19 protein-coding genes are annotated in these 23151 nt (G+C 61.8%); 17 read left to right on the top strand and 2 right to left on the bottom strand.

What is annotated here, in order from left to right:
• Window positions 1-23 precede the first annotated feature (23 nt).
• Window positions 24-2720, bottom strand: coding sequence for a [protein-PII] uridylyltransferase (locus PCLY_RS04830; protein WP_061238156.1), 2697 nt, complete (start codon window positions 2718-2720; stop codon window positions 24-26).
• Window positions 2721-2783: 63 nt separating this feature from the next.
• Window positions 2784-3572 carry a type I methionyl aminopeptidase gene (gene map, locus PCLY_RS04825; RefSeq protein WP_061238155.1) on the bottom strand — a complete coding sequence of 263 codons (789 nt, stop codon included), beginning with the start codon at window positions 3570-3572 and terminating at the stop codon, window positions 2784-2786.
• A 271-nt stretch (window positions 3573-3843) separates the two neighbouring features.
• On the opposite strand from map, the gene rpsB reads away from it, so the two are divergent.
• The 17 genes from rpsB to PCLY_RS04740 all read left to right on the top strand — a co-directional run bounded on the left by rpsB (window position 3844) and on the right by PCLY_RS04740 (window position 23118).
• Complete coding sequence (rpsB, locus tag PCLY_RS04820; protein ID WP_061238154.1) at window positions 3844-4587, top strand: 30S ribosomal protein S2; 744 nt, start codon at window positions 3844-3846, stop codon at window positions 4585-4587.
• Between the two features lie 112 nt (window positions 4588-4699).
• Window positions 4700-5563, top strand: coding sequence for a translation elongation factor Ts (gene tsf, locus PCLY_RS04815; RefSeq protein WP_061238153.1), 864 nt, complete (start codon window positions 4700-4702; stop codon window positions 5561-5563).
• A 189-nt stretch (window positions 5564-5752) separates the two neighbouring features.
• Window positions 5753-6496: a UMP kinase gene (pyrH, locus tag PCLY_RS04810; protein WP_061238152.1), complete on the top strand. Its 744-nt coding sequence runs from the start codon at window positions 5753-5755 to the stop codon at window positions 6494-6496.
• Window positions 6493-7050 (top strand): ribosome recycling factor, encoded by a 558-nt coding sequence (gene frr, locus PCLY_RS04805; protein ID WP_061238151.1) that lies wholly within the window; start codon window positions 6493-6495, stop codon window positions 7048-7050. Before pyrH ends, frr begins: the two co-directional genes overlap by 4 nt.
• Window positions 7051-7067: 17 nt before the next feature.
• Complete coding sequence (gene uppS, locus PCLY_RS04800) at window positions 7068-7814, top strand: polyprenyl diphosphate synthase (RefSeq protein WP_061238150.1); 747 nt, start codon at window positions 7068-7070, stop codon at window positions 7812-7814.
• Window positions 7814-8629 (top strand): phosphatidate cytidylyltransferase, encoded by an 816-nt coding sequence (locus PCLY_RS04795; protein WP_061238149.1) that lies wholly within the window; start codon window positions 7814-7816, stop codon window positions 8627-8629. The genes uppS and PCLY_RS04795 overlap by 1 nt, the downstream gene beginning before the upstream one ends.
• Entirely contained in the window at window positions 8626-9810 is a 1185-nt protein-coding gene (ispC, locus tag PCLY_RS04790; protein ID WP_061238148.1) for a 1-deoxy-D-xylulose-5-phosphate reductoisomerase, read from the top strand. The genes PCLY_RS04795 and ispC overlap by 4 nt, the downstream gene beginning before the upstream one ends.
• Window positions 9811-9873: 63 nt before the next feature.
• On the top strand, window positions 9874-11226 hold the full coding sequence (gene rseP, locus PCLY_RS04785) for a sigma E protease regulator RseP (RefSeq protein WP_061238147.1): 1353 nt from the start codon (window positions 9874-9876) through the stop codon (window positions 11224-11226).
• 86 nt (window positions 11227-11312) lie between these two features.
• Complete coding sequence (gene bamA / locus PCLY_RS04780; RefSeq protein ID WP_061238146.1) at window positions 11313-13673, top strand: outer membrane protein assembly factor BamA; 2361 nt, start codon at window positions 11313-11315, stop codon at window positions 13671-13673.
• A gap of 45 nt (window positions 13674-13718) precedes the next feature.
• A complete protein-coding gene (locus PCLY_RS04775; protein ID WP_061238145.1) occupies window positions 13719-14222 on the top strand; it encodes an OmpH/Skp family outer membrane protein in 504 nt (167 codons plus the stop codon).
• Entirely contained in the window at window positions 14219-15280 is a 1062-nt protein-coding gene (lpxD, locus tag PCLY_RS04770; RefSeq protein ID WP_156458553.1) for a UDP-3-O-(3-hydroxymyristoyl)glucosamine N-acyltransferase, read from the top strand. Before PCLY_RS04775 ends, lpxD begins: the two co-directional genes overlap by 4 nt.
• Before the next feature lie 46 nt (window positions 15281-15326).
• Window positions 15327-15767 carry a 3-hydroxyacyl-ACP dehydratase FabZ gene (fabZ, locus tag PCLY_RS04765; RefSeq protein ID WP_061238143.1) on the top strand — a complete coding sequence of 147 codons (441 nt, stop codon included), beginning with the start codon at window positions 15327-15329 and terminating at the stop codon, window positions 15765-15767.
• Window positions 15764-16540 (top strand): acyl-ACP--UDP-N-acetylglucosamine O-acyltransferase, encoded by a 777-nt coding sequence (lpxA, locus tag PCLY_RS04760; RefSeq protein ID WP_061238142.1) that lies wholly within the window; start codon window positions 15764-15766, stop codon window positions 16538-16540. Before fabZ ends, lpxA begins: the two co-directional genes overlap by 4 nt.
• A 157-nt stretch (window positions 16541-16697) precedes the next feature.
• Window positions 16698-17831: a lipid-A-disaccharide synthase gene (gene lpxB / locus PCLY_RS04755; protein WP_061238141.1), complete on the top strand. Its 1134-nt coding sequence runs from the start codon at window positions 16698-16700 to the stop codon at window positions 17829-17831.
• Window positions 17831-18427, top strand: a complete 597-nt coding sequence (gene rnhB / locus PCLY_RS04750) for a ribonuclease HII (RefSeq protein ID WP_061238140.1) — start codon at window positions 17831-17833, stop codon at window positions 18425-18427. The genes lpxB and rnhB overlap by 1 nt, the downstream gene beginning before the upstream one ends.
• Window positions 18428-18498: 71 nt before the next feature.
• The gene (gene dnaE / locus PCLY_RS04745; protein WP_061238139.1) at window positions 18499-22029 is read left to right on the top strand and encodes a DNA polymerase III subunit alpha; all 3531 of its coding nucleotides are present in this window, start codon (window positions 18499-18501) and stop codon (window positions 22027-22029) included.
• Between the two features lie 138 nt (window positions 22030-22167).
• The gene (locus PCLY_RS04740) at window positions 22168-23118 is read left to right on the top strand and encodes an acetyl-CoA carboxylase carboxyltransferase subunit alpha (RefSeq protein ID WP_061238138.1); all 951 of its coding nucleotides are present in this window, start codon (window positions 22168-22170) and stop codon (window positions 23116-23118) included.
• Window positions 23119-23151: the final 33 nt, after the last annotated feature.

Here is a 23151-nt window from a genome sequence, read left to right as displayed (position 1 = left end):
TGCGCCGCCGGCGCATCCACGGCTCAGAAGGTGATCTGCGCCGGGCTGGGTGTGCTGGGCTCCGAGAGCTTGGTGATGATCGCTTCCTGCAGGCGCGCGCAGAATTCGGGGTCGGACAGCGGCTGGTTGTTGGCGTCGGTGACGAAGAACACGTCCTCGACGCGTTCGCCCAGCGTGGCGATCTTGGCGTTCTGCAGTGACAGGTCGTATTCGAGGAAGATGCGCCCGATACGTGCCAGCAGGCCGGGGCGGTCCGGTGCGGTCAGCTCGAGTATGGTCACCGGGCGTTGCGCGTCGTTGTGAATGGTCACCTGCGGGGCGAAGGCGAAGTGCTTGAGCTGGCGTGGTACCCGGCGCTGGATGATGGTCGGGTAGTCGTCCGGGTTCTTCAGGGCTTCGATCAGGCCTTCGCGAATCTGCTGGATGCGCGCCGGGTTGTTGCCAATCGAGCCGCCGTCGGCATCCAGCACCACATAGGTATCGAGGGTGAACTGGCTGGTGGAGGTGATGATCCGCGCATCGTGAATGTTGAGGTTGAGCTGGCTCATCGCAGCTACGGTCACGGCGAAGAAGTCATGCTGGTCCGGCGCGTAGATGAAGATCTGCGTGCCGCCCTCGAACTCGCGTTGGGTGGTTTCCTTCATCAATACCAGCGGGCCGCCATCGCCCGGGTGCTGGAGAATGGCATCGGTGTGCCAGGCCACGTCACTGGCGGTGTGGCGCAGGAAGTAGTCGTCGCCGAGCTGGCTCCACAGTTGCTCGGCGTCGTCCGGGTCGGTGCCGCCACGTACCAGAGTGTCCAGGGCCGCGCTTTGCGTCTGGCGAATCTGCTCTTCACGGTCCAGCGGGTTTTCCAGGCCGCGGCGCAGGGCGCGCTTGGTCTCGGTGTAGAGCTGGCGCAGCAGGCTGGCGCGCCAGGAGTTCCACAGGCTGGGGTTGGTGGCATTGATGTCGGCCACGGTCAGCACGTAGAGGTAGTCCAAGTGGGTCTGGTCGCCGACGAACTGGGCGAAGTCGTGGATCACCTGCGGGTCGGACAGGTCCTTGCGCTGCGCGGTGGTGGACATCACCAGGTGGTGCTGTACCAGCCAGACGATCAGGGCGCTGTCCCAGGCGGGCAGATGATGACGGCGCGCGAAGGCTTCGGCGTCCACTGCGCCCAGTTCCGAGTGATCGCCGCCACGGCCCTTGCCAATGTCATGGTAAAGACCGGCGAGGTAGATCAGCTCTGGCTTGGGCAGCCTTTCGATCAGCTTGCTGGCCAGCGGGAATTTCTCCGCCAGCTCCGGCCAGCGGAACTTGCGCAGGTGCTTGATCAGGTTGAGCGTGTGCGCGTCGACCGTGTAGATGTGGAACAGGTCGTGCTGCATCTGCCCGACGATATGGCCGAACTCCGGCAGATAGCGGCCGAGGATGCCGTAGCGGTTCATCCGGCGCAGATTGCGGTGAATGCCTTCCTTGCACTTGAACAGCTCGATGAACAGGCTGGTGTTGCGAATGTCCTTGCGGAAATCGTCGTCGATCAGGTGGCGGCTGTCGCGCAGCAGGCGAATGCTGTCGGCACGCACGCCCTTGATTTCCGGATGCTGCGCCATCAGCACGAAAATCTCGATGATGGCGAAGGGGGTGCGTTTGAAGACGTTGGGGTGAGTGACTTCGATGTAGCGGTCGCGCACCTGGAAGCGACTGTTCAGTGGCGTGGCCGGGCCGCGTTCGCCGGCGCGCAGGATGACTTCCTCGAAGTGCTGGTTGATCAGGTCCGACAGCTCGGAAATGCCCATCACCACCCGGTAGTACTTCTGCATGAAGTGTTCGATGCTGCGCTTGCCGTCACCGTCCTGATAGCCGAACAGCGCGGCGATTCTGGCCTGGTGGTCGAACAGCAGGCGGTCCTCGGAGCGCCCGGCGAACATGTGCAGGGCGTAGCGCACCTTCCACAGGAATTCCTGGCTGGAGGAGAGCAGGGCGTATTCGCTTTCCAGCAAGAAACCGTGGCTGACCAGCGCCTGCAGGTTGAGCGTGCCGAACTGACGGCGCGCGACCCAGAGCACGGTCTGAATGTCGCGCAGGCCACCGGGCGAGCCTTTGACGTTGGGTTCGAGGTTGTACTCGGTGTCGTTGTACTTGCCGTGGCGTGCCTTGCGCTCTTCGCGCTTGGCCAGATAGAAGTGCTTGCTCGGCCACATGGCATCGGTGCTGGTCACCTGCTGCATGCGCTGGCGCAGATGCTCGGGGCCGGCGATGGTGCGACTTTCCATCAGGTTGGTGATCACCGTCAGGTCGGCGCGCGCTTCCTCGGCGCATTCCTCGACCGAGCGCACGCTCTGACCGACTTCCAGGCCGATGTCCCACAGCAGGGTGAGGAAGCCTTCGATCGGCTCGCGGAAAATCTCGTGATCGTCGCTGCCCAGCAGGATCAGCAGGTCGATATCCGAGTAGGGGTGCAGCTCGCCGCGACCGTAACCGCCGACCGCGAGCAGGGCGATTTCGGCATCCTCGCTCCAAGTGAAGCGCTTCCAGGCTTCCTGCAGGATCTGATCGACGAGCCAGGCGCGATCTTCGACCAGGCGGCGAATGTCGCGGCCGTCGCGAAAACGCGCGTCCAGTACCTCATGTGCCCTGCGGATGGCTTTCTTGAATGCGGCGATGGGGCTGGATTTCAACGCCAGCTCGGCCTGGAACTGACCGCGGTCAAACAGTTCGGGGTCCATCTGCGGCATGCAGTCGCCTTCCTTATATAGGTCGTAAGGTGCGCGGCGCGCACCATGGGCTGAAACGGCGAATTACTGGCCGGACGAGGTGCGCGGCAGGGTATCGTCGCTGCGCAGGGTCAGGATCTCGTAGCCGTCAGCGGTGACCAGCACGGTGTGCTCCCATTGTGCGGAGAGCTTGCGGTCCTTGGTGATGGCGGTCCAGCCGTCGCCGAGCAGGCGGGTTTCCGGGCGGCCCTGGTTGATCATCGGCTCGATGGTGAAGGTCATGCCTTCCTTGAGCTCCATGCCAGTGCCGGCCTTGCCGTAGTGCAGCACCTGCGGCTCCTCATGGAATACCGCGCCAATGCCATGACCACAGTATTCGCGGACCACGGAAAAACCGTTCTTTTCCGCGTGCTTCTGGATCACTTCGCCGATGTCGCCCAGGCGCGTGCCGGGTTTGACCAGTTCGATGCCTTTATACATGCATTCCTGGGTGATCTTGGCCAGGCGCTCGGCCCACTCGGCGACCTTGCCCACCATGAACATCTTGCTGGTGTCGCCGTGGTAGCCGTCCTTGATCACGGTGACGTCGATGTTCAGCACGTCGCCGTCTTTCAGGGGCTTGTCGTTGGGGATGCCGTGGCAGACCACGTGATTGATCGAGGTGCAAATCGACTTGGGAAAGCCCTTGTAGTTGAGCGGGGCTGGAATGGCCTGCTGCACGTTGACGATGTAGTCGTGGCAGATGCGGTCGATTTCCTCAGTGGTGACGCCTGGCTTGACGTGCTCACCGATCATCTCCAGCACTTCGGCAGCCAGGCGGCCGGCGACGCGCATTTTCTCGATTTCTTCGGCGGATTTGATGGTGACGGTCATATGAAGCTCTCGGGCACGAACGGAAAGGGCGCTATATTAGCAGCTTCGCCGCGCCAGCCCCAAAGGGCGTGGGGCGCTACAGCGTTCTTTGCCCGCGCTTGTAGCCTGCGCCGGCTTTGTGTGGTATAAAACGCGCCGCTTTACGGGCATCCGTGCCCGAAAGCCTAAACCCACACACGTATCGACACGGTTTCCTGGGTGCCTTTCGACAAGTTCGAGGGTTGGAAGCTGGGATACGTGGAGGCCTAACCCGACTTATCAAGGAACTATCATGTCCCAAGTCAACATGCGCGATATGCTGAAGGCCGGTGTGCACTTCGGCCACCAGACCCGTTACTGGAACCCGAAAATGGGCAAGTACATTTTCGGCGCGCGCAACAAGATTCACATCATCAACCTCGAAAAAACCCTGCCGATGTTCAACGAAGCTCAGGCTTTCGTTGAGAAGCTGGCTGCTGGCAAGAACAAGATCCTGTTCGTCGGCACCAAGCGTTCCGCTGGCAAGATCGTTCGCGAAGAAGCTGCTCGTTGCGGCTCGCCGTTCGTCGATCACCGCTGGTTGGGCGGCATGCTGACCAACTACAAAACCATCCGTGCTTCGATCAAGCGCCTGCGCGAGCTGGAAACCCAGTCCCAGGACGGCACCTTTGCCAAGCTGACCAAGAAAGAAGCCCTGATGCGTACCCGTGATCTGGAAAAACTGGATCGCAGCCTGGGTGGTATCAAGGACATGGGCGGTCTGCCGGACGCTCTGTTCGTGATCGACGTTGACCACGAGCGCATCGCTATCACCGAAGCCAACAAGCTGGGCATCCCGGTCATCGGCATCGTCGATACCAACAGCAGCCCGGAAGGCGTTGACTACATCATCCCGGGTAACGACGACGCCATCCGCGCCATCCAGCTGTACATGGGTGCCATGGCCGACGCCGTGATTCGTGGTCGCAGCAACGCTGGCGGCGCCACCGAAGAGTTCATCGAAGAAGCTCCGGCCGCTGAAGCTGCCGAAGGCTAAGCAGTAACGTCGCTCATATAGCGTTACGTGCTGAGCAAAAAGGGGGCTAGGCCCCCTTTTTGCCACTCACAGATTTTGATTTGGTTGAAGACCTACCGAGAGGATTTTCAAGATGGCAGAGATTACTGCAGCCCTGGTTAAAGAACTGCGCGAGCGTACCGGCCAAGGCATGATGGAATGCAAGAAGGCCCTGGTTGCCGCTGGTGGCGACATCGAGAAAGCCATTGATGACATGCGTGCTTCGGGCGCCATCAAGGCTGCCAAGAAGGCTGGCAACATCGCTGCCGAAGGCTCCATTGCCGTTCGCGTCGAAGGCGGCCGTGGCCTGATCATCGAAGTCAACTCGCAGACCGACTTCCTGGCTCTGCAGGATGACTTCAAGGGCTTCGTCAAAGAAAGCCTCGATGAAGCTTTCGAGAAGAACCTGACTGACGCCGCTCCGCTGATCGCCTCGCGCGAATCCGCTCGTGAAGCGCTGGTTGCCAAGTGCGGCGAGAACGTCAACATCCGTCGCCTGACCGCTGTCTCCGGTGACACCGTTGGTGCCTACCTGCACGGCCACCGTATCGGCGTTCTGGTTGTCCTGAAAGGCGGCAACGACGAACTGGCCAAGCACGTTGCCATGCACGTTGCAGCTTCCAACCCGGCCGTTGTTTCGCCGGACCAGGTTTCCGAAGAGCTGGTTGCCAAGGAAAAGGAAATCTTCCTGCAGCTGAACGCCGAGAAGATCGCCGGCAAGCCGGAAAACATCGTCGAGAACATGGTCAAAGGCCGTATCGCCAAGTTCCTGGCCGAAGCCAGCCTGGTCGAGCAAGCCTTCATCATGGATCCGGAAGTCAAGGTCGGTGACCTGGTCAAGAAAGCCGGTGCTGAAGTCGTTTCCTTCGTTCGTTACGAAGTGGGCGAGGGCATCGAGAAGGCCGAGACCGACTTCGCTGCCGAAGTTGCCGCTCAGGTTGCTGCCAGCAAGCAGTAATCGGCGGTACGGCTAGTTGTCCCAAAGAGGCTGCCCGCTTGCGCGTGCAGCCTCTTTGCCGAATAAGGGATGACAAATATCTACAGCGGCCTTGCAACCTAAGGTCGTCGGCACGTTCGAAGTGCCGGATAATTGCAACGCTCGAGGGTGTTGCTCAAGCATTTCATATCGCCGCAGGAGAGACTTGCAATGGCTCAGCAGACGACTGGTCGCCAACCTCGCTATAAACGCATTCTGCTCAAACTCAGCGGCGAGGCCCTGATGGGCTCGGAAGATTTTGGCATCGATCCCAAGGTGCTCGATCGCATGGCGCTGGAAGTTGGCCAGCTGGTCGGCATCGGCGTACAGGTCGGCCTGGTGATCGGTGGCGGCAACCTGTTCCGTGGTGCGGCGCTGTCCGCTGCGGGCATGGATCGCGTCACCGGCGACCACATGGGCATGCTGGCGACCGTGATGAACGCGCTGGCCATGCGCGATGCGCTGGAGCGCTCGAACATCCCGGCCATCGTCATGTCGGCCATCTCCATGGTCGGTGTCACCGATCACTATGACCGCCGCAAGGCCATGCGCCATCTGAAGACCGGTGAGGTGGTGATCTTCGCTGCCGGCACTGGCAATCCCTTCTTTACCACCGATTCTGCCGCCTGCCTGCGCGCCATCGAGATCGATGCCGACGTGGTACTGAAGGCGACGAAGGTCGATGGCGTGTACACTGCCGACCCGTTCAAGGATCCGCATGCCGAGAAATTCGAGCGCCTGACCTATGACGAGGTGCTCGATCGCAAGCTGGGCGTGATGGACCTGACTGCCATCTGCCTGTGCCGTGATCACGCCATGCCGCTGCGGGTCTTCAACATGAACAAGCCCGGCGCCCTGCTGAACGTTGTAGTGGGTGGCGCTGAAGGAACTCTGATCGAGGAGGATGCACAATGATCAACGACATCAAGAAAGACGCTCAGGAGCGCATGAGCAAGTCCCTGGAGGCGCTGGGTCGCAACCTGGCTTCCATCCGTACGGGCCGTGCCCATCCGAGCATTCTCGATAGCGTCAAGGTGCCGGCCTGGGGCAGCGACATGCCGCTCAATCAGGTGGCTGCGATCACTGTCGAGGATGCGCGCACCCTGAAGATCGTCGCGCACGACAAGAACCTCGGTGCGGCCATCGAGAAGGCCATCATGACCTCCGACCTGGGGCTGAACCCGAGCAGTGCCGGTACCACCATTCGCGTGCCGATGCCGGCGCTGACCGAAGAAACCCGCAAGGGTTACACCAAGCAGGCGCGTGGCGTTGCCGAAGATGCCAAGGTGGCCGTGCGCAACGTGCGTCGTGATGCCCTGGCTGAGCTGAAGAAGCTGTCCAAGGCCAAGGAAATCAGTGAAGACGAAGAGCGTCGCGCTGCTGATGAGCTGCAGAAGATCACCGACAAGTTCATCGGTGAAGTCGACAAGGCGCTCGAGGTGAAAGAAGCGGACCTGATGGCCGTTTGACGGCTGGGCGCCCATACATGGACAAGAACAAGCAGGGGGCGGTGCCGCGGCATGTCGCCATCATCATGGATGGCAACAACCGATGGGCGAAAAAGCGCCTGTTGCCAGGTGTGGCTGGGCACAAGGCGGGGGTCGACGCGGTACGCGCGGTGATCGAGGTCTGTGCCGAGTCGGGTGTCGAGGTGCTGACGCTGTTCGCCTTCTCCAGCGAGAACTGGCAGCGACCGGCCGATGAGGTCGGTGCACTGATGGAGCTGTTCCTGGGGGCGCTGCGCCGAGAGGCCAGACGGCTGCAGGATAACGACATCAGCCTGCGCATCATCGGTGATCGCTCGCGCTTTCATCCCGAGCTGCAGGCGGCGATGCGCGAAGCGGAGTTGCTGACCGCCGGCAATCGCCGTTTCACCCTGCAGATCGCCGCCAACTACGGCGGTCAGTGGGACATCGCCCAGGCCGCTCAGCGCCTGGCGCGTGAGGTGCAGGCAGGCCATCTGCAGCCCGAAGACATCACTGCGCAATTGCTGCAGGGCTGTCTGGCTACCGGCGATCTGCCTATGCCCGACCTGTGCATTCGTACCGGGGGCGAGCGCCGCATCAGCAATTTCCTTCTCTGGCAGCTCGCCTACAGCGAACTGTACTTTTCCGACCTCTATTGGCCGGACTTCAAGCACGAGGCCATGCGCAAGGCGCTGGCCGATTTCGCTACCCGCCAGCGTCGCTTCGGCAAGACCAGCGAGCAGGTGGAAGCTGAGGCGCGCTCTTAATGTTGAAACAACGAATCATCACGGCGCTGGTGCTGCTGCCCATCGCCCTGGGTGGATTTTTCCTGCTCGACGGCGCTGCCTTTGCTCTGTTCATCGGGGCAGTGGTCACGCTGGGGGCTTGGGAATGGGCCCGCCTGGCGGGGTTTCAGGCGCAGTCCAGGCGCGTAGCCTATGCCGCAGTGGTGGCCGTGTTGCTCGCTGCGCTTTACGTGGTTCCGGTCTTCGCGCCAGTGCTGTTGGTGGTGGCGGTGCTGTGGTGGTTGGCTGCGACTTTCCTGGTGCTGACCTACCCCGATAGCAGTCGCTACTGGGGCGGTGTGCCGGGACGTTTGTTGATTGGTCTGTTGATTTTGCTGCCGGCCTGGCAGGGCTTGGTCCTGCTCAAGCAGTGGCCGCAGGCCAATGCGCTGATCATTGCGGTGATGGTGCTGGTCTGGGGGGCGGACATTGGCGCCTACTTTTCCGGCAAGGCTTTCGGCAAGCGCAAGCTGGCGCCCAAGGTCAGTCCCGGCAAGAGCTGGGAAGGGCTTTATGGTGGCCTTGCTGCCAGCTTGCTGATCACGCTGGTGGTCGGTCTTCAGCAGGGCTGGTCCGCTACAGGGCTGCTGCTGGCGCTGGCGGGCGCTGCTGTGGTGGTGCTGATTTCCGTGGTCGGTGATCTGACCGAGAGCATGTTCAAGCGTCAGTCAGGGATCAAGGACAGCAGTAATCTGCTGCCGGGTCATGGTGGTGTGCTGGACCGCATCGACAGCCTTACTGCGGCCGTTCCGCTGTTTGCTGCGTTGCTCTGGCTGGCAGGCTGGGGCTCGCTGTGAGCGCAGTGCAGCAGGTCACGGTGCTGGGAGCGACCGGCTCCATCGGCCTCAGCACGCTGGATGTGATTGCCCGTCACCCCGAGCGCTACAGCGTATTCGCGTTGACCGGCTTCTCGCGTCTGGCCGAGCTTCAGGTTCTGTGCATCCAGCATCGCCCGCGCTACGCCGTGGTGCCTGATGCCGATTCGGCGCTCGAGTTGCAGAGCAATCTGCGTGCTGCCGGGCTGGCGACCGAGGTGCTGGTTGGCGAGCAGGGATTGTGCGCCGTGTCGGCCGATGCGGCTGTCGATTGCGTGATGGCGGCCATTGTCGGTGCGGCAGGTCTCAGGCCGACCCTGGCGGCTGTCCGGGCCGGCAAGAAGGTATTGCTGGCCAACAAGGAAGCGCTGGTGATGTCCGGCGCGCTGTTCATGCAGGCGGTCAGGCAGAGCGGGGCGGTTTTGCTGCCCATCGACAGCGAGCACAACGCCATTTTCCAGTGCCTGCCGGGTGACTACTCGCGAGGCCTGCAGGCGGTCGGCGTCCGGCGTGTCCTGCTCACTGCCTCCGGTGGTCCCTTTCGCGAAACGCCGCTGGACGAGCTGGAGCGTGTATCGCCGGAGCAGGCCTGCGCGCATCCGAACTGGTCGATGGGGCGCAAGATATCCGTCGACTCGGCCAGCATGATGAACAAGGGGCTCGAGATGATCGAGGCCTGTTGGCTGTTCGATGCCCGCCCCGAGCAGATCGAGGTGGTCATCCATCGGCAAAGCGTGATTCATTCGCTGGTCGACTACGTCGACGGTTCGGTGCTGGCCCAGTTGGGCAACCCGGACATGCGCACGCCCATCGCCCATGCCCTGGCCTGGCCGGAGCGCATCGACTCGGGGGTGTCGCCGTTGGATCTGTTTACCGTTGCGCGCCTGGATTTCGAGCGTCCCGACGAGCAGCGTTTTCCTTGTCTGCGTCTGGCGCGTGAAGCTGCGCAGGCCGGCGGCAGTGCGCCGGCGATGCTCAATGCGGCCAACGAAGTGGCGGTCGAGGCGTTTCTGCAGCGGCGCATCCGTTTCACCGATATCGCGCGTATGATTGATTCGGTATTGAACGCGCAGCCGGCGCAGGCTGTCGAAGCGCTCGATGCGGTGTTCGAAGCCGATGCGCGTGCGCGTGAACTGGCTGGGCAGTGGCTGGCGGGTCGTTGACACGGCCGGCATGGGTCTGGCCTGCATCAGAATTTGAACGGCCCCAGGGGCTGGAGAAGTGAAATGAGTGGGTTGTACATGCTGGTTGGCACCCTGATCGCCTTGGGTGTCCTGGTCACCTTTCACGAGTACGGACACTTCTGGGTGGCGCGCCGTTGCGGCGTCAAGGTGCTGCGTTTTTCCGTTGGCTTCGGTACGCCTTTGCTGTGCTGGCATGATCGCCATGGCACCGAATTCGTCATTGCCGCCATTCCGCTGGGCGGCTACGTCAAGATGCTCGACGAGCGTGAGGGCGATGTTCCGCCCGAGCTCGTCGAGCAGTCCTTCAATCGCAAGAGCGTACGCCAGCGCATCGCCATCGTTGCAGCCGGCCCCCTGGCCAATTTCCTGCTGGCGCTGTTGTTCTTCTGGTTTGTCGCCATGCTCGGCAGTCAGCAGGTGCGACCTGTCATTGGCGCCGTACAGCCAGACAGCCTGGCGGAAGCGGCCGGGCTGCGTGCGGGGCAAGAGATCGCGGCAATCAACGGCGAGGCGACCAGCGGTTGGGCGGCGGTCAATCTGCAGCTGGTAAGGCGCCTGGGTGAGAGCGGCACGCTCGATCTGCGGGTGATCGAGCCAGGCTCTACGGTGGAAACGCCCAAGCAGGTGCGGCTGGATAACTGGTTGCGTGGCGTCGATGAGCCGGATCCGATCGGTTCGCTGGGCATTCGCCCCTGGCGTCCGGTGCTGGAGCCGGTGCTGGCCGAGGTCGACTCGAAGGGGCCGGCCCATGCCGCCGGGCTGCAGGCCGGGGATCGCCTGCTGGCTCTGAATGGTGAGCCGCTGGCCGATTGGCAGGATTTGGTCGATCGCGTACGGGCCTTGCCTGGGAAGCTGGTCACGCTGCGCTTCGAGCGCGCTGGACGGGAGCAGGATGTGCAGCTGACGCTGGCGTCGCGCGGCGAAGGGCAGGCCCGCAGTGGCTACCTTGGCGCAGGCGTGCAGGGCGTCGAATGGCCGCCCGAGATGCTGCGCGAGGTGCGCTACGGGCCGCTCGATGGTGTGGTCGAAGGCGTACGCCAGACCTGGGCGATGAGCGTGCTGACCCTCGATTCGCTGAAGAAAATGCTGTTCGGAGAGCTCTCGGTAAAAAACTTGAGTGGGCCGATAACCATTGCTAAAGTGGCGGGCGCTTCAGCTGAGTCAGGGCTGGGGGATTTCCTGAAATTCCTTGCATATCTGAGTATTAGCCTGGGGGTTCTCAATCTGCTGCCCATTCCTGTACTGGATGGTGGGCATCTGCTGTTTTATCTGGTCGAGTGGGTGCGTGGTCGCCCCTTGTCTGAGCGGGTTCAGGGTTGGGGGATGCAGATCGGTATCAGTCTGGTCATCGGGGTCATGTTGCTTGCCCTGGTCAACGACCTCAGCCGCCTGTGAGCATTGCTGAATCACGTTCTTGAGATTCAAAAGAAGTGTCGCTCAAGCGGCAGTTTTTATCGTCAGTTGGAATAAGAAAGGACTTCATGAAACGTCTGCTGCTACCTGCGGTACTGTCCGCATTGATGATCGCCGAAGTTCACGCCGAGTCCTTCACCATCTCCGATATACGCGTCAACGGCCTGCAGCGGGTTTCCGCGGGCAGCGTATTCGGCGCGCTGCCCCTCAATGTGGGCGAGCAGGTGGATGATCGCCAACTGGTCGACGCCACCCGTTCCCTGTTCCGTACCGGCTTCTTCCAGGACATCCAGCTCGGTCGCGATGGCGATGTGCTGGTCGTCACCGTGGTCGAGCGTCCTTCCATCTCCGGTATCGAGATCGAAGGCAACAAGGCCATTTCCACCGAAGACCTGCTCAAGGGCCTGAACCAGTCCGGTCTGGCCGAGGGCGAGATCTTCCAGCGTGCGACGCTCGAAGGTGTGCGTAACGAACTGCAGCGCCAGTACGTGGCTCAGGGCCGTTACTCGGCCGAGATCGAAGCCGAAGTGATTCCGCAGCCGCGTAACCGCGTGGCGCTGAAGATCACCATCAATGAAGGTACGGTGGCGGCGATCTCGCACATCAACGTGGTCGGCAACACCGTGTTCAGCGATGAAGACCTGACTGACCTGTTCGAACTCAAGACCACCAACTGGTTGTCGTTCTTCAAGAACGACGACAAGTACGCTCGCGAAAAGCTGTCCGGCGACCTGGAGCGTCTGCGCTCCTACTACCTGGATCGCGGCTATATCAACATGGATATCAGCTCCACCCAGGTATCCATTACCCCGGACAAGAAGCACGTCTACATCACCGTCAACATCGAAGAGGGCGAGAAGTACAGCGTCCGCGACGTGAAGCTGTCCGGTGACCTCAAGGTGCCGGAAGAGGACGTGCGTGCGCTGCTGCTGGTCAAGGAAGGGCAGGTCTTCTCGCGCAAGATCATGACCACTACCAGCGAGCTGATCACCCGTCGCCTGGGTAACGAGGGCTACACCTTCGCCAACGTCAACGGCGTGCCGCAAGCGCACGATGAGGACAACACCGTTTCGATCACCTTCTTCGTCGATCCGGGCAAGCGCGCCTACGTCAACCGCATCAACTTCCGTGGCAACACCAAGTCCGAAGACGAGGTGCTGCGCCGCGAAATGCGTCAGATGGAAGGTGGCTGGGCTTCGACCTATCTGATCGATCAGTCCAAGACACGTCTGGAGCGCCTGGGCTTTTTCAAGGAAGTCAACGTCGAGACCCCGCAGGTGCCTGGTACTGACGATCAGATCGACGTCAACTACAGCGTCGAAGAGCAGCCTTCCGGTTCGATCACGGCCAGCGTCGGTTTTGCCCAGAACGCCGGTCTGATCCTCGGTGGTTCGATCAGTCAGAACAACTTCCTCGGCACGGGTAACAAGGTCAGCATTGGCCTGACCCGCAGCGAATACCAGACCCGCTACAGCTTCGGCTTCGTCGATCCCTACTGGACCGTCGATGGCGTCAGCCTGGGCTACAACGCCTTCTACCGCACCACTGACTACGATGAGCTCGATGTCGATGTATCCAGCTACTCGGTGGACAGCCTGGGGGCAGGCGTCAACATCGGTTACCCGATCAGCGAGACCGCGCGCCTGACTTACGGCCTGACCGTGCAGCAGGACAGCATCAGTACGGGGCGCTATACCGTCGACGAGATCTTCGACTTCATCGACGCCGAGGGTGACGACTACCTGAACTTCAAGGGCTCCATCGGCTGGAGCGAGTCGACCCTGAACCGTGGCGTGCTGGCCAACCGTGGCCACTCGCAGAGCCTGGTGTTGGAAACCACTCTGCCGGGCAGCGACCTGTCGTTCTACAAGCTCGACTACCGTGGCCAGGTGTTCACCCCGATCAGCGAGAACTACACCCTGCGCTTCCACACCCAGCTTGGCTATGGCGACAGCTACGGTAGTACTGCGGAACTGCCGTTCTACGAGCACTACTATGCCGGTGGCTTCAACTCGGTACGTGGCTTCGAGGACAGCAGCCTGGGCCCGCGTAGCACCCCGAGCACCGGTGCCAAGCCCGGCACGCTGCGTGACCCGGACCAGGATCCGCTGCCGTTCGGTGGTAACGTTCTGGTCCAGGGTGGTGTCGAGATGCTCTTCCCGCTGCCGTTCGTCAAGGATCAGCGGTCGCTGCGCACGGCGCTGTTCTGGGATGTGGGTAACGTCTTCGATACCAACTGTTCGTCCACCCAGAAGAAGCTCAGCGACAGCTGCAATATCGATTTCAGCAGTATGGCCAGCTCCGTGGGTGTCGGCCTGACCTGGATCACCGCGCTGGGGCCGTTGAGCTTCAGCCTGGCGATGCCGATCAAGAAGCCGGATGATGCCGATACTCAGGTGTTCCAGTTCTCCCTGGGCCAGACGTTCTAAAAACTCATTCACCGAAAGCCAACAGTTTTGTTGCAGGAGTGCATTGTGCGTAAGTTGACTCAACTGGTTCTGTTCACCGCCGCTCTGATCGCCACTCCGGCGTTCGCCGAGATGAAAGTGGCCGTGCTGAACTATCAGATGGCGCTGCTCGAGTCCGATGCGGCCAAGCGCTACGCCGTCGATGCCGAGAAAAAATTCGGCCCGCAACTGAGCAAGCTCAAGACCCTGGAGAGCGACGCCAAGCGCATTCAGGATCGCATGGTCAAAGATGGCGACAAGATGCAGCAGGCCGAGCGCGAGCGCCTGGAGCTTGAATTCAAGCAGAAGGCCCGTGACTTCCAGTTCCAGTCCAAGGAGCTGAACGAATCCAAAGCCATCGCTGACCGCGAGATGCTGGCCAAGCTGAAGCCGAACCTGGACAAGGCCGTCGAAGAAGTGATCAAGAACGGTAACTTTGATCTGGTGCTCGAGCGCGGCGCGGTGATCGATGTCAAACCTCAGTACGACATCACTCGCCAAGTCATCGAGCGCATGAACAAGATGCGTTGAGCATGACCGCTACATACACCCTCGGCCAGTTGGCCGAGCGCCTGGGCGCCACCCTGCGTGGCGCCGAAGGGAAGGTCATCACGGGCCTGGCCACCTTACAGGAGGCCAGGCCCGAGCAGTTGAGCTTCCTGGCCAATGCCCAGTATCGCAAGTTCCTGGCTCAGACTCAGGCCGGTGCCGTGCTGCTCACCGCTGCCGACGCTGAGGGTTATGCAGGAGATGCCCTGGTCGTTGCCAACCCTTATCTGGCTTACGCGCAGCTTTCACACCTGTTCGATCGCAAGCCCAAGGCTGCTGCTGGGGTCCATGCGACTGCGCAGGTTGCCGATGACGCGCAGGTCGATCCGAGTGCCAGCATCGGTGCTTACGCTGTCATCGAAAGTGGTGCACGTATTGCTGCCAATGTCAGCATCGGCGCGCATTGCGTGGTTGGTGCGCGCAGCGTGATCGGTGAGGGCGGCTGGCTGGCACCGCGCGTGACGCTGTACCACGACGTGCAGATAGGCAAGCGTGTGGTGATCCAGTCCGGAGCGGTGATCGGTGGTGAAGGCTTCGGTTTCGCCAACGAGAAGGGCGTCTGGCAGAAGATCGCGCAGATCGGTGGGGTGACCATCGGCGATGACGTCGAAATCGGCGCCAACACCACGGTGGATCGTGGTGCGCTGTCCGATACCCTGATCGGCAATGGGGTCAAGCTGGACAACCAGATCATGATCGCGCACAACGTGCAGATCGGCGACAACACGGCTATGGCCGGCTGCTGTGGGATTTCCGGCAGCACCAAGATCGGCAAGAACTGCATGATCGCTGGCGGCGTCGGCATGGTGGGTCATATCGAGGTGTGCGACAACGTGTTCGTCACCGGTATGACCATGGTGACTCGTTCGATCACCGAACCTGGGGCCTATTCTTCGGGTACCGCCATGCAGCCAGCTGGCGAGTGGAAGAAGAGTGCGGCGCGTATTCGTCAGTTGGACGAGATGGCCAAGCGTCTGCGTGAGCTGGAAAAACAGCTGGCAGCCGTGACCCAGACGGCGAACGTCTCATCTGATGTCTGAGCACGGCGTTGCCGTGCTCTTTTCTTTTCTTAAGGCTTAACCGGACATGATGGACATCAACGAAATTCGTGAATATTTGCCGCACCGCTATCCCTTCCTGCTGGTGGATCGTGTGGTGGACCTGGACGTCGAAGGCAAGACCGTTCGCGCCTACAAGAATGTCAGCATCAATGAGCCGTTCTTCAATGGCCACTTTCCCGAGCACCCGATCATGCCGGGCGTGCTGATCATCGAAGCCATGGCGCAGGCAGCCGGGATTCTCGGTTTCAAGATGATGGGCGTGAAGCCGGCCGATGGCACCCTGTATTACTTCGTCGGCTCCGACAAGCTGCGTTTCCGTTCTCCCGTTACTCCGGGTGACCAGCTCATACTGGAGGCGAAGTACCTGAGCGACCGCCGCAGCATCTGGAAATTCGAGTGCCGCGCCACCGTCGACGGCAAGGAAGTCTGCTCCGCTGAAATCATCTGTGCGGAACGCAAACTATGAGTTCGATTGACCCTCGCGCGATCATCGACCCCAGTGCCAGATTGGCCGACGACGTCGTCGTCGGCCCGTGGAGCATTGTCGGGCCCGATGTGGAAATTGGCGAGGGTACGGTAGTCGGTCCGCACGTTGTGCTCAAAGGACCGACCGTGATTGGCAAGCACAACCACATCTACCAGTTTTCTTCGGTTGGCGAAGATACCCCTGACCTCAAGTACAAGGGTGAGCCAACACGCCTGGTCATTGGTGATCACAACACGATCCGTGAAGGCGTCACCATTCACCGGGGCACCGTGCAGGATCGCAGCGAGACCACCATTGGCGATCACAACCTGATCATGGCCTATGCCCACATCGGCCACGACAGCGTGATCGGCAACCATTGCATCCTGGTCAATAACACAGCGCTGGCTGGCCATGTCTGGGTCGATGACTGGGCGATTCTGTCCGGCTACACCCTGGTGCACCAGTTCTGCCGTATCGGTGCGCACAGCTTTTCCGGCATGGGCACTGCGATCGGCAAGGACGTACCGGCTTTCGTCACCGTATTTGGCAACCCTGCCGAAGCGCGCAGCATGAACTTCGAGGGCATGCGTCGTCGTGGCTTCTCCAACGAGGCCATCGTGGCGCTGCGCAAGGGCTACAAGCTGGTTTATCGCCAGGGATTGACCGTTGAGCAGGCGCTGGCCGAGTTGGCCGAGTCCGCTGCTCAGTTCCCTGAGGTGGCGATCTTCCGCGATTCGATCCAGGCTTCTACGCGCGGCATTACCCGCTAAGAGCCTGTGCAAATCTGCTGCGTATCGGCCTTGCTGCGCTGAGAGCAGGCTCGGGCATGAGTCCGAATACAGTGTTCACCCACTAAAACTCCGTTTTCGCCTGCTCTTGCCTTGCATGGCTCCAGCTTGCGACATATCGGACAGGTTCTAAATATCTATGACCAGACCCCTTCGCGTCGCACTGGTCGCCGGTGAGGCGTCCGGTGACATCCTCGGCTCCGGTCTGATGCAGGCCATCAGGCAGCGCCATCCAGATGCCGAGTTCATCGGTGTTGGCGGTTCGCGCATGGAGGCCGAGGGTCTGAAATCCTATTTCCCGATGGAGCGCCTGGCCGTCATGGGCCTGGTCGAGGTGCTCGGCCGCCTGTTCGAGCTGCTGGGTCGCCGGCGCCAGCTTGCGCGTGATCTGATCGCTGCACAGCCCGACGTATTCATCGGCATCGATGCGCCCGACTTCAACCTGGGGCTTGAGCTCAAGTTGCGCCGTGCCGGAATCAAGACCGTACATTACGTCAGTCCTTCGGTTTGGGCCTGGCGGCAGAAGCGCGTGCTGAAGATTCGCGAAGCCTGCGACCTGATGCTTACGCTGTTCCCCTTCGAGGCGCAGTTCTACGACGAGCACCAGGTGCCCGTGCGCTTCGTAGGCCATCCACTGGCCGATGCCATTCCCCAGCAGGCCGACCGTGCCGCCGCGCGTGAAGCGTTGGATTTGCCGCAGGACGATCCGGTCGTGGCCTTGATGCCGGGCAGTCGCGGCGGCGAGGTGGCGCGTCTCGGTGAGCTGTTTCTCGATGCAGCGATTCGTCTGCGTGCGCTTCGCCCGGGGGTTCGATTCCTGCTGCCGTGCGCCACGCCCGAGCGTCGCGAGCAGCTGGAGCAGATGCTGGCCGGACGTGATCTGCCGCTGACTCTGCTCAATGGCCGCTCGCATGATGCCCTGGCTGCCTGTGATGCCGTGCTCATCGCGTCGGGTACCGCTACCCTGGAGGCGCTGCTGTACAAGCGCCCCATGGTGGTGGCCTACCGCGTCGCGCCGCTGACCTATCGCATTCTCAAGCGCCTGGTCAAAAGTCCCTATATCTCGCTGCCCAATCTTCTGGCCGAGCGCCTGCTGGTGCCCGAGCTGATCCAGGATGCGGCGACTCCAGAGGCTCTGGCTCAGGCTGTGGCGCCACTGATCGATGGTGGTCAGGTGCAGACCGAGGGTTTCGACGTGATCCATCGTGCGCTGCGCCGTGATGCTTCGGTGTCGGCAGCCGATGCGGTGATCAAGCTTGCGGGGCGTACCTGATGCAGCTGGGGCTCGACTTCACGCTGGTTGAAGAACTGGTCGCCGGTGTCGACGAAGTCGGCCGTGGCCCGCTCTGCGGTGCGGTGGTAACGGCAGCGGTGATCCTCGACCCAGCGCGGCCGATCCTCGGGCTGAACGACTCGAAGAAACTGACCGAGCTGCGCCGCGAAGCACTGTTCGACGAGATCCGCGAAAAAGCGCTGGCCTGGTGCATCGCCCGCGCTGAGGTTGAGGAAATCGACCGCCTGAATATCCTGCATGCCACCATGCTGGCCATGCAGCGCGCCGTAGAAGGACTCTCGGTGACGCCGAGGCTGGCGCTGATCGATGGCAACCGCTGCCCGAAACTGGCGGTGCCGAGTGCGCCGGTGGTCAAGGGCGATAGCCGGGTGCCGGCCATTGCAGCGGCCTCGATCCTGGCCAAGGTCAGCCGTGACCGCGAGATGCTCAAGATCGATCGTCTCTACCCCGGCTATGGTATTGCCGGGCACAAGGGCTATCCCACGCCGGTGCACCTCGAGGCGCTCAAGCGTCTGGGGCCGACACCGATTCATCGGCGTTCCTTCGGGCCGGTCCGCGCGCTTCTCGAAGTCTGAACCTCTGGCCCTCAGCCAGACCTGCTTAGGCTACAATCCGCGCTTTGTCGTTTCCACCTGCAAGGCCGCCCATGACTCAAGCGTTCGTCCACCTGCGTCTGCACACCGAATACTCCCTGGTCGATGGCCTGGTGCGGGTCAAACCGCTGATCAAGGCCGTCGCCGGGGCCGGCATGCCTGCGGTGGCCGTCACCGACATGAGCAACATGTGCTCGCTGGTGAAGTTCTACAAGGCGGCCATGGGCGCCGGGGTCAAGCCGATCTGTGGTGCTGACATCTGGCTGGCAAGCGCCGAAGAGGACGGCCCGCTGACGCGCCTGACCCTGCTGGCGATGAACGCCAAGGGCTACCGCAACCTCACCGAGTTGATCTCCCGCGGCTGGTTCGAAGGGCAGAGCAACGACCTGGTGATCATCCAGCGTGACTGGGTCAAGGACGCCGCCGAAGGTCTGATCGCATTGTCCGGTGCTCGCGAGGGCGAGGTCGGTATGGCGTTGCTGGCCGGTGACCAGGCATTGGCCGAAACGCGCCTGCGCGAGTGGATGGCGGTGTTTCCAGATCGTTTCTACCTGGAGGTGCAGCGCACCAGCCGAGTCGGTGACGAGGAATACCTGCACGCCGCCGTAGCCCTGGCTGATCGTGTCGAGGCGCCGCTGGTGGCCACCAACGATGTGCGCTTCATCAAGCAGGACGACTTCGAAGCACATGAAACCCGTGTCTGCATCGGCGAAGGGCGCACCCTGGACGACCCGCGTCGGCCGCACCATTACTCCGACCAGCAGTACCTGAAAAGCGCCGCAGAGATGTGGGAGCTGTTCTCCGACCTGCCCGAGGCGCTGGAGAACACCGTCGAGATCGCCAAGCGCTGCAACATCGAGGTGCAGCTCGGCAAATACTTCCTGCCGGACTTCCCCACGCCAGGCGGCATGGGCATCGACGATTACCTGCGGCATGCCTCCTTCGAAGGCCTGGACGAGCGTCTCGAAGTGCTGCTGCCCAAGGACACGCCGGACTACGAGGCGAAGAAGCAGGTCTATATCGACCGCCTCAATTTTGAGCTCGACATCATCATCCAGATGGGCTTCCCCGGTTACTTCCTGATCGTGATGGACTTCATCCAGTGGGCCAAGAGCAATGGCGTGCCGGTCGGCCCGGGCCGTGGTTCGGGTGCCGGTTCGCTGGTGGCCTACGTGCTGAAGATCACCGACCTCGACCCGCTGGCCTATGACCTGCTGTTCGAGCGCTTCCTCAACCCCGAGCGGATTTCCATGCCCGACTTCGACGTCGACTTCTGCATGGACGGCCGCGACCGGGTGATCGACTACGTGGCCGAGAAATACGGGCGCAACGCGGTGAGCCAGATCATCACCTTCGGTTCCATGGCGGCCAAGGCGGTGGTGCGTGACGTGGCGCGGGCGCAGGGCAAGTCCTACGGCCTGGCCGACCGCCTGTCGAAGATGATCCCCTTCGAAGTGGGCATGACCCTGGAAAAGGCCTTCGAGATGGAGGAGCCGTTGCGCGAGTTCCTCAAGAACGACGAAGAGGCCCAGGAAATCTGGGACATGTCGCTCAAGCTCGAAGGCGTGGTGCGCGGTACCGGCAAGCACGCCGGGGGTGTGGTGATCGCGCCGACCAAGCTCACCGACTTCTCGCCGATTGCCTGCGACGAGGAAGGCGGCGGCCTGGTGACCCAGTTCGACAAGGACGACGTCGAGCAGGCCGGCCTGGTCAAGTTCGACTTCCTCGGCCTGCGCACCCTGACCATCATCAAGTGGGCGCTGGAAACCGTCCACCGCATCCAGAAGCGCGACGGTGCGCCGGATGAGGACCTGGTCAACATCGACTTCATCCCGCTGGATGACAAGAAAACCTACGACATGCTGCAGAAGGCGGAGACCACCGCGGTTTTCCAGCTTGAATCGCGCGGCATGAAGGAGCTGATCAAGAAGCTCAAGCCCGACTGTCTGGAAGACATGATCGCACTGGTGGCGCTGTTCCGCCCCGGTCCGCTGCAGTCCGGCATGGTGGACGACTTCATCAACCGTAAGCACGGCCGCGCCGAGCTGTCCTACCCGCACCCGGACTACCAGTACGCGGGTCTGGAGCCGGTGCTCAAGCCGACTTACGGGATCATCCTCTATCAGGAACAGGTGATGCAGATCGCCCAGGTCATGGGCGGTTACACCCTGGGCCAGGCGGACATGCTGCGCCGCGCCATGGGCAAGAAGAAGCCCGAGGAGATGGCCAAGCAGCGCGGCGGTTTCATCGAAGGTTGTGCCAGCAACGGTATCGACGCCAACCTGGCGGGCAACATCTTCGACCTGGTGGAAAAGTTCGCCGGTTATGGCTTCAACAAGTCGCACTCGGCCGCTTACGGCCTGGTGTCCTACCAGACGGCCTGGTTGAAGGCGCATTACCCAGCGCCGTTCATGGCGGCGGTACTCTCGGCGGATATGCACAACACCGACAAGGTGGTGATCCTGGTCGAAGAGTGCCGCAACATGAAGTTGCGCATCGAGCCGCCAGACGTGAACGTCTCCGAGTTCAAGTTCACCGTCAATGACGACGGTCGTATCGTCTACGGCCTCGGCGCGGTCAAAGGCGTGGGTGAAGGGCCGGTGGAGGCTATCGTCGAATGCCGCGCCGAAGGCGGGCCGTTCAAGGATCTGTTCGACTTCTGCAACCGCGTCGACCTCAAGCGCATCAACAAGCGCACCCTCGAGGCGCTGATTCGCAGCGGCGCGCTGGATCGCCTCGGCCCCTACTATCAGGACGAGCTCAAGGCCTACCAGGCCAGCGTGGACAAGAACCGCGCCGTGCTGCTGGCGTCGATGGAAGAGGCCGTGCAGTCCGCCGAGCAGACCGCGCGTAGCGCCGAGAGCGGCCATATGGACCTGTTCGGCGGCCTGTTCGCCGAGCCCGAGGCGGATGTCTACGCCAACCACCGCAAGGCCCGCGAGCTGCCGATCAAGGAGCGCCTGAAAGGCGAGAAGGACACGCTGGGTATCTACCTGTCCGGTCACCCCATCGATGAGTACGAAGGCGAGATTCGCCGTTTTGCCCGTCAGCGCATCGTCGAACTCAAGCCGGCGCGTGATACCCAGACCATCGCCGGGATGATCGTCAACCTGCGGGTGATGAAGAACAAGAAGGGCGACAAGATGGGCTTCATCACCCTCGACGACCGTTCCGGGCGTATCGAGGCCTCACTGTTCGCCGACGCTTTTGCCAGCAACCAGGCGCTGCTGCAGAACGATGCGCTGGTGGTGGTCGAGGGCGAGGTCAGTAACGACGACTTCTCCGGTGGCCTGCGTCTGCGTGCCAAGCGCGTGATGAGCCTGGAGGAGGCGCGCACCGGTTTGGCCGACAGCCTGCGGGTCAAGGTCGCCAGCGAGGCACTCAAGGGCGATCGCCTGCGTTGGCTGGCCGAGCTGTGCAGCAAGCACAAGGGCGCTTGCCCGGTGACGCTGGACTATAGTGGCGAGCAGGCACGCGCCTTGCTTCAGTTTGGCGAGGCCTGGAGAATCGACCCGGCCGACACTTTGATTCAGGCATTGCGTGACCAGTTCGGGCGCGACAACGTCTTTTTGCACTACCGCTGATGCGAGAGGGGGCTAAACCCCTTGCTCATTGGCAAAGGCACCCGAGGGTGTCGACCCGCTGCGCCCTATCCCTTAAGGTAGGGCGCCTAATGGATACAGCTCCCCGGCCACTTGGCCGTCGACGCAAGACGGATGACTATGAACCCGAATTTCCTCGACTTCGAACAGCCGATCGCCGACCTGCAAGCCAAGATCGAAGAGCTACGCCTGGTTGGTAACGACAATTCGCTGAACATCGGCGATGAGATTGCCCGCCTGCAGGACAAGAGCAGCGCTCTGACCGAAAGCATTTTCGGCAACCTGACCAGCTGGCAGATCGCGCAGTTGGCTCGCCATCCGCGCCGCCCCTACACCCTGGACTACATCCAGCACATCTTCACCGAGTTCGATGAGCTGCATGGTGATCGTCACTTCTCCGACGACGCTGCCATCGTCGGTGGTATCGCGCGCCTGGGCGAGCAGCCGGTCATGATCATCGGTCACCAGAAGGGCCGTGAAGTGCGTGAGAAGGTGCGCCGCAACTTCGGCATGCCGCGTCCGGAAGGCTATCGCAAGGCCTGTCGCCTGATGGAAATGGCCGAGCGCTTCAAGATGCCGATCCTCACCTTCATCGACACCCCCGGCGCCTATCCGGGCATCGATGCTGAAGAGCGTGGGCAGAGCGAGGCCATCGCCTGGAACCTGCGTGTGATGGCTCGCCTGAAAACCCCGATCATCGCCACCGTCATCGGTGAAGGTGGTTCCGGTGGCGCGCTGGCCATCGGCGTCTGCGACCAACTGAACATGCTGCAATACTCCACCTACTCGGTGATCTCGCCGGAAGGCTGCGCCTCGATTCTCTGGCGCACTGCCGAGAAGGCGCCGGATGCCGCTGAAGCCATGGGCATCACCGCTGAGCGTCTGAAGGATCTGGGTATCGTCGATCAGGTCATCGCCGAGCCGCTGGGTGGCGCTCATCGCGATCCGGCTGCGGCTGCCGAGTCGATCCGTCAGGAGCTCAGTAAGCAACTGGCCAGCCTGCAGACGCACGACACCGACGCGCTGCTCAAGCGTCGCTACGATCGCCTGATGAGCTACGGCATCGCCTGAGTTCTTCCTGCGTACATCTCAACGGGCCTTCGG

This window comes from Ectopseudomonas composti (genome assembly GCF_001567565.1).
GTDB lineage: Bacteria > Pseudomonadota > Gammaproteobacteria > Pseudomonadales > Pseudomonadaceae > Aquipseudomonas > Aquipseudomonas composti_A.
The sequence above is the reverse complement of the archived record's forward strand: the minus strand, read 5'-3'. Positions and strand labels throughout refer to the sequence as shown.

Coding starts and splice junctions, on each gene's coding strand:
- PCLY_RS04830 (WP_061238156.1), bottom strand. CDS start 2,720: ATGCCGCAGATGGACCCCGAACTGTTTGACCGCGGTCAGTTCCAGGCC.
- map (WP_061238155.1), bottom strand. CDS start 3,572: ATGACCGTCACCATCAAATCCGCCGAAGAAATCGAGAAAATGCGCGTC.
- rpsB (WP_061238154.1), top strand. CDS start 3,844: ATGTCCCAAGTCAACATGCGCGATATGCTGAAGGCCGGTGTGCACTTC.
- tsf (WP_061238153.1), top strand. CDS start 4,700: ATGGCAGAGATTACTGCAGCCCTGGTTAAAGAACTGCGCGAGCGTACC.
- pyrH (WP_061238152.1), top strand. CDS start 5,753: ATGGCTCAGCAGACGACTGGTCGCCAACCTCGCTATAAACGCATTCTG.
- frr (WP_061238151.1), top strand. CDS start 6,493: ATGATCAACGACATCAAGAAAGACGCTCAGGAGCGCATGAGCAAGTCC.
- uppS (WP_061238150.1), top strand. CDS start 7,068: ATGGACAAGAACAAGCAGGGGGCGGTGCCGCGGCATGTCGCCATCATC.
- PCLY_RS04795 (WP_061238149.1), top strand. CDS start 7,814: ATGTTGAAACAACGAATCATCACGGCGCTGGTGCTGCTGCCCATCGCC.
- rseP (WP_061238147.1), top strand. CDS start 9,874: ATGAGTGGGTTGTACATGCTGGTTGGCACCCTGATCGCCTTGGGTGTC.
- bamA (WP_061238146.1), top strand. CDS start 11,313: ATGAAACGTCTGCTGCTACCTGCGGTACTGTCCGCATTGATGATCGCC.
- fabZ (WP_061238143.1), top strand. CDS start 15,327: ATGATGGACATCAACGAAATTCGTGAATATTTGCCGCACCGCTATCCC.
- lpxA (WP_061238142.1), top strand. CDS start 15,764: ATGAGTTCGATTGACCCTCGCGCGATCATCGACCCCAGTGCCAGATTG.
- lpxB (WP_061238141.1), top strand. CDS start 16,698: ATGACCAGACCCCTTCGCGTCGCACTGGTCGCCGGTGAGGCGTCCGGT.
- rnhB (WP_061238140.1), top strand. CDS start 17,831: ATGCAGCTGGGGCTCGACTTCACGCTGGTTGAAGAACTGGTCGCCGGT.
- dnaE (WP_061238139.1), top strand. CDS start 18,499: ATGACTCAAGCGTTCGTCCACCTGCGTCTGCACACCGAATACTCCCTG.
- PCLY_RS04740 (WP_061238138.1), top strand. CDS start 22,168: ATGAACCCGAATTTCCTCGACTTCGAACAGCCGATCGCCGACCTGCAA.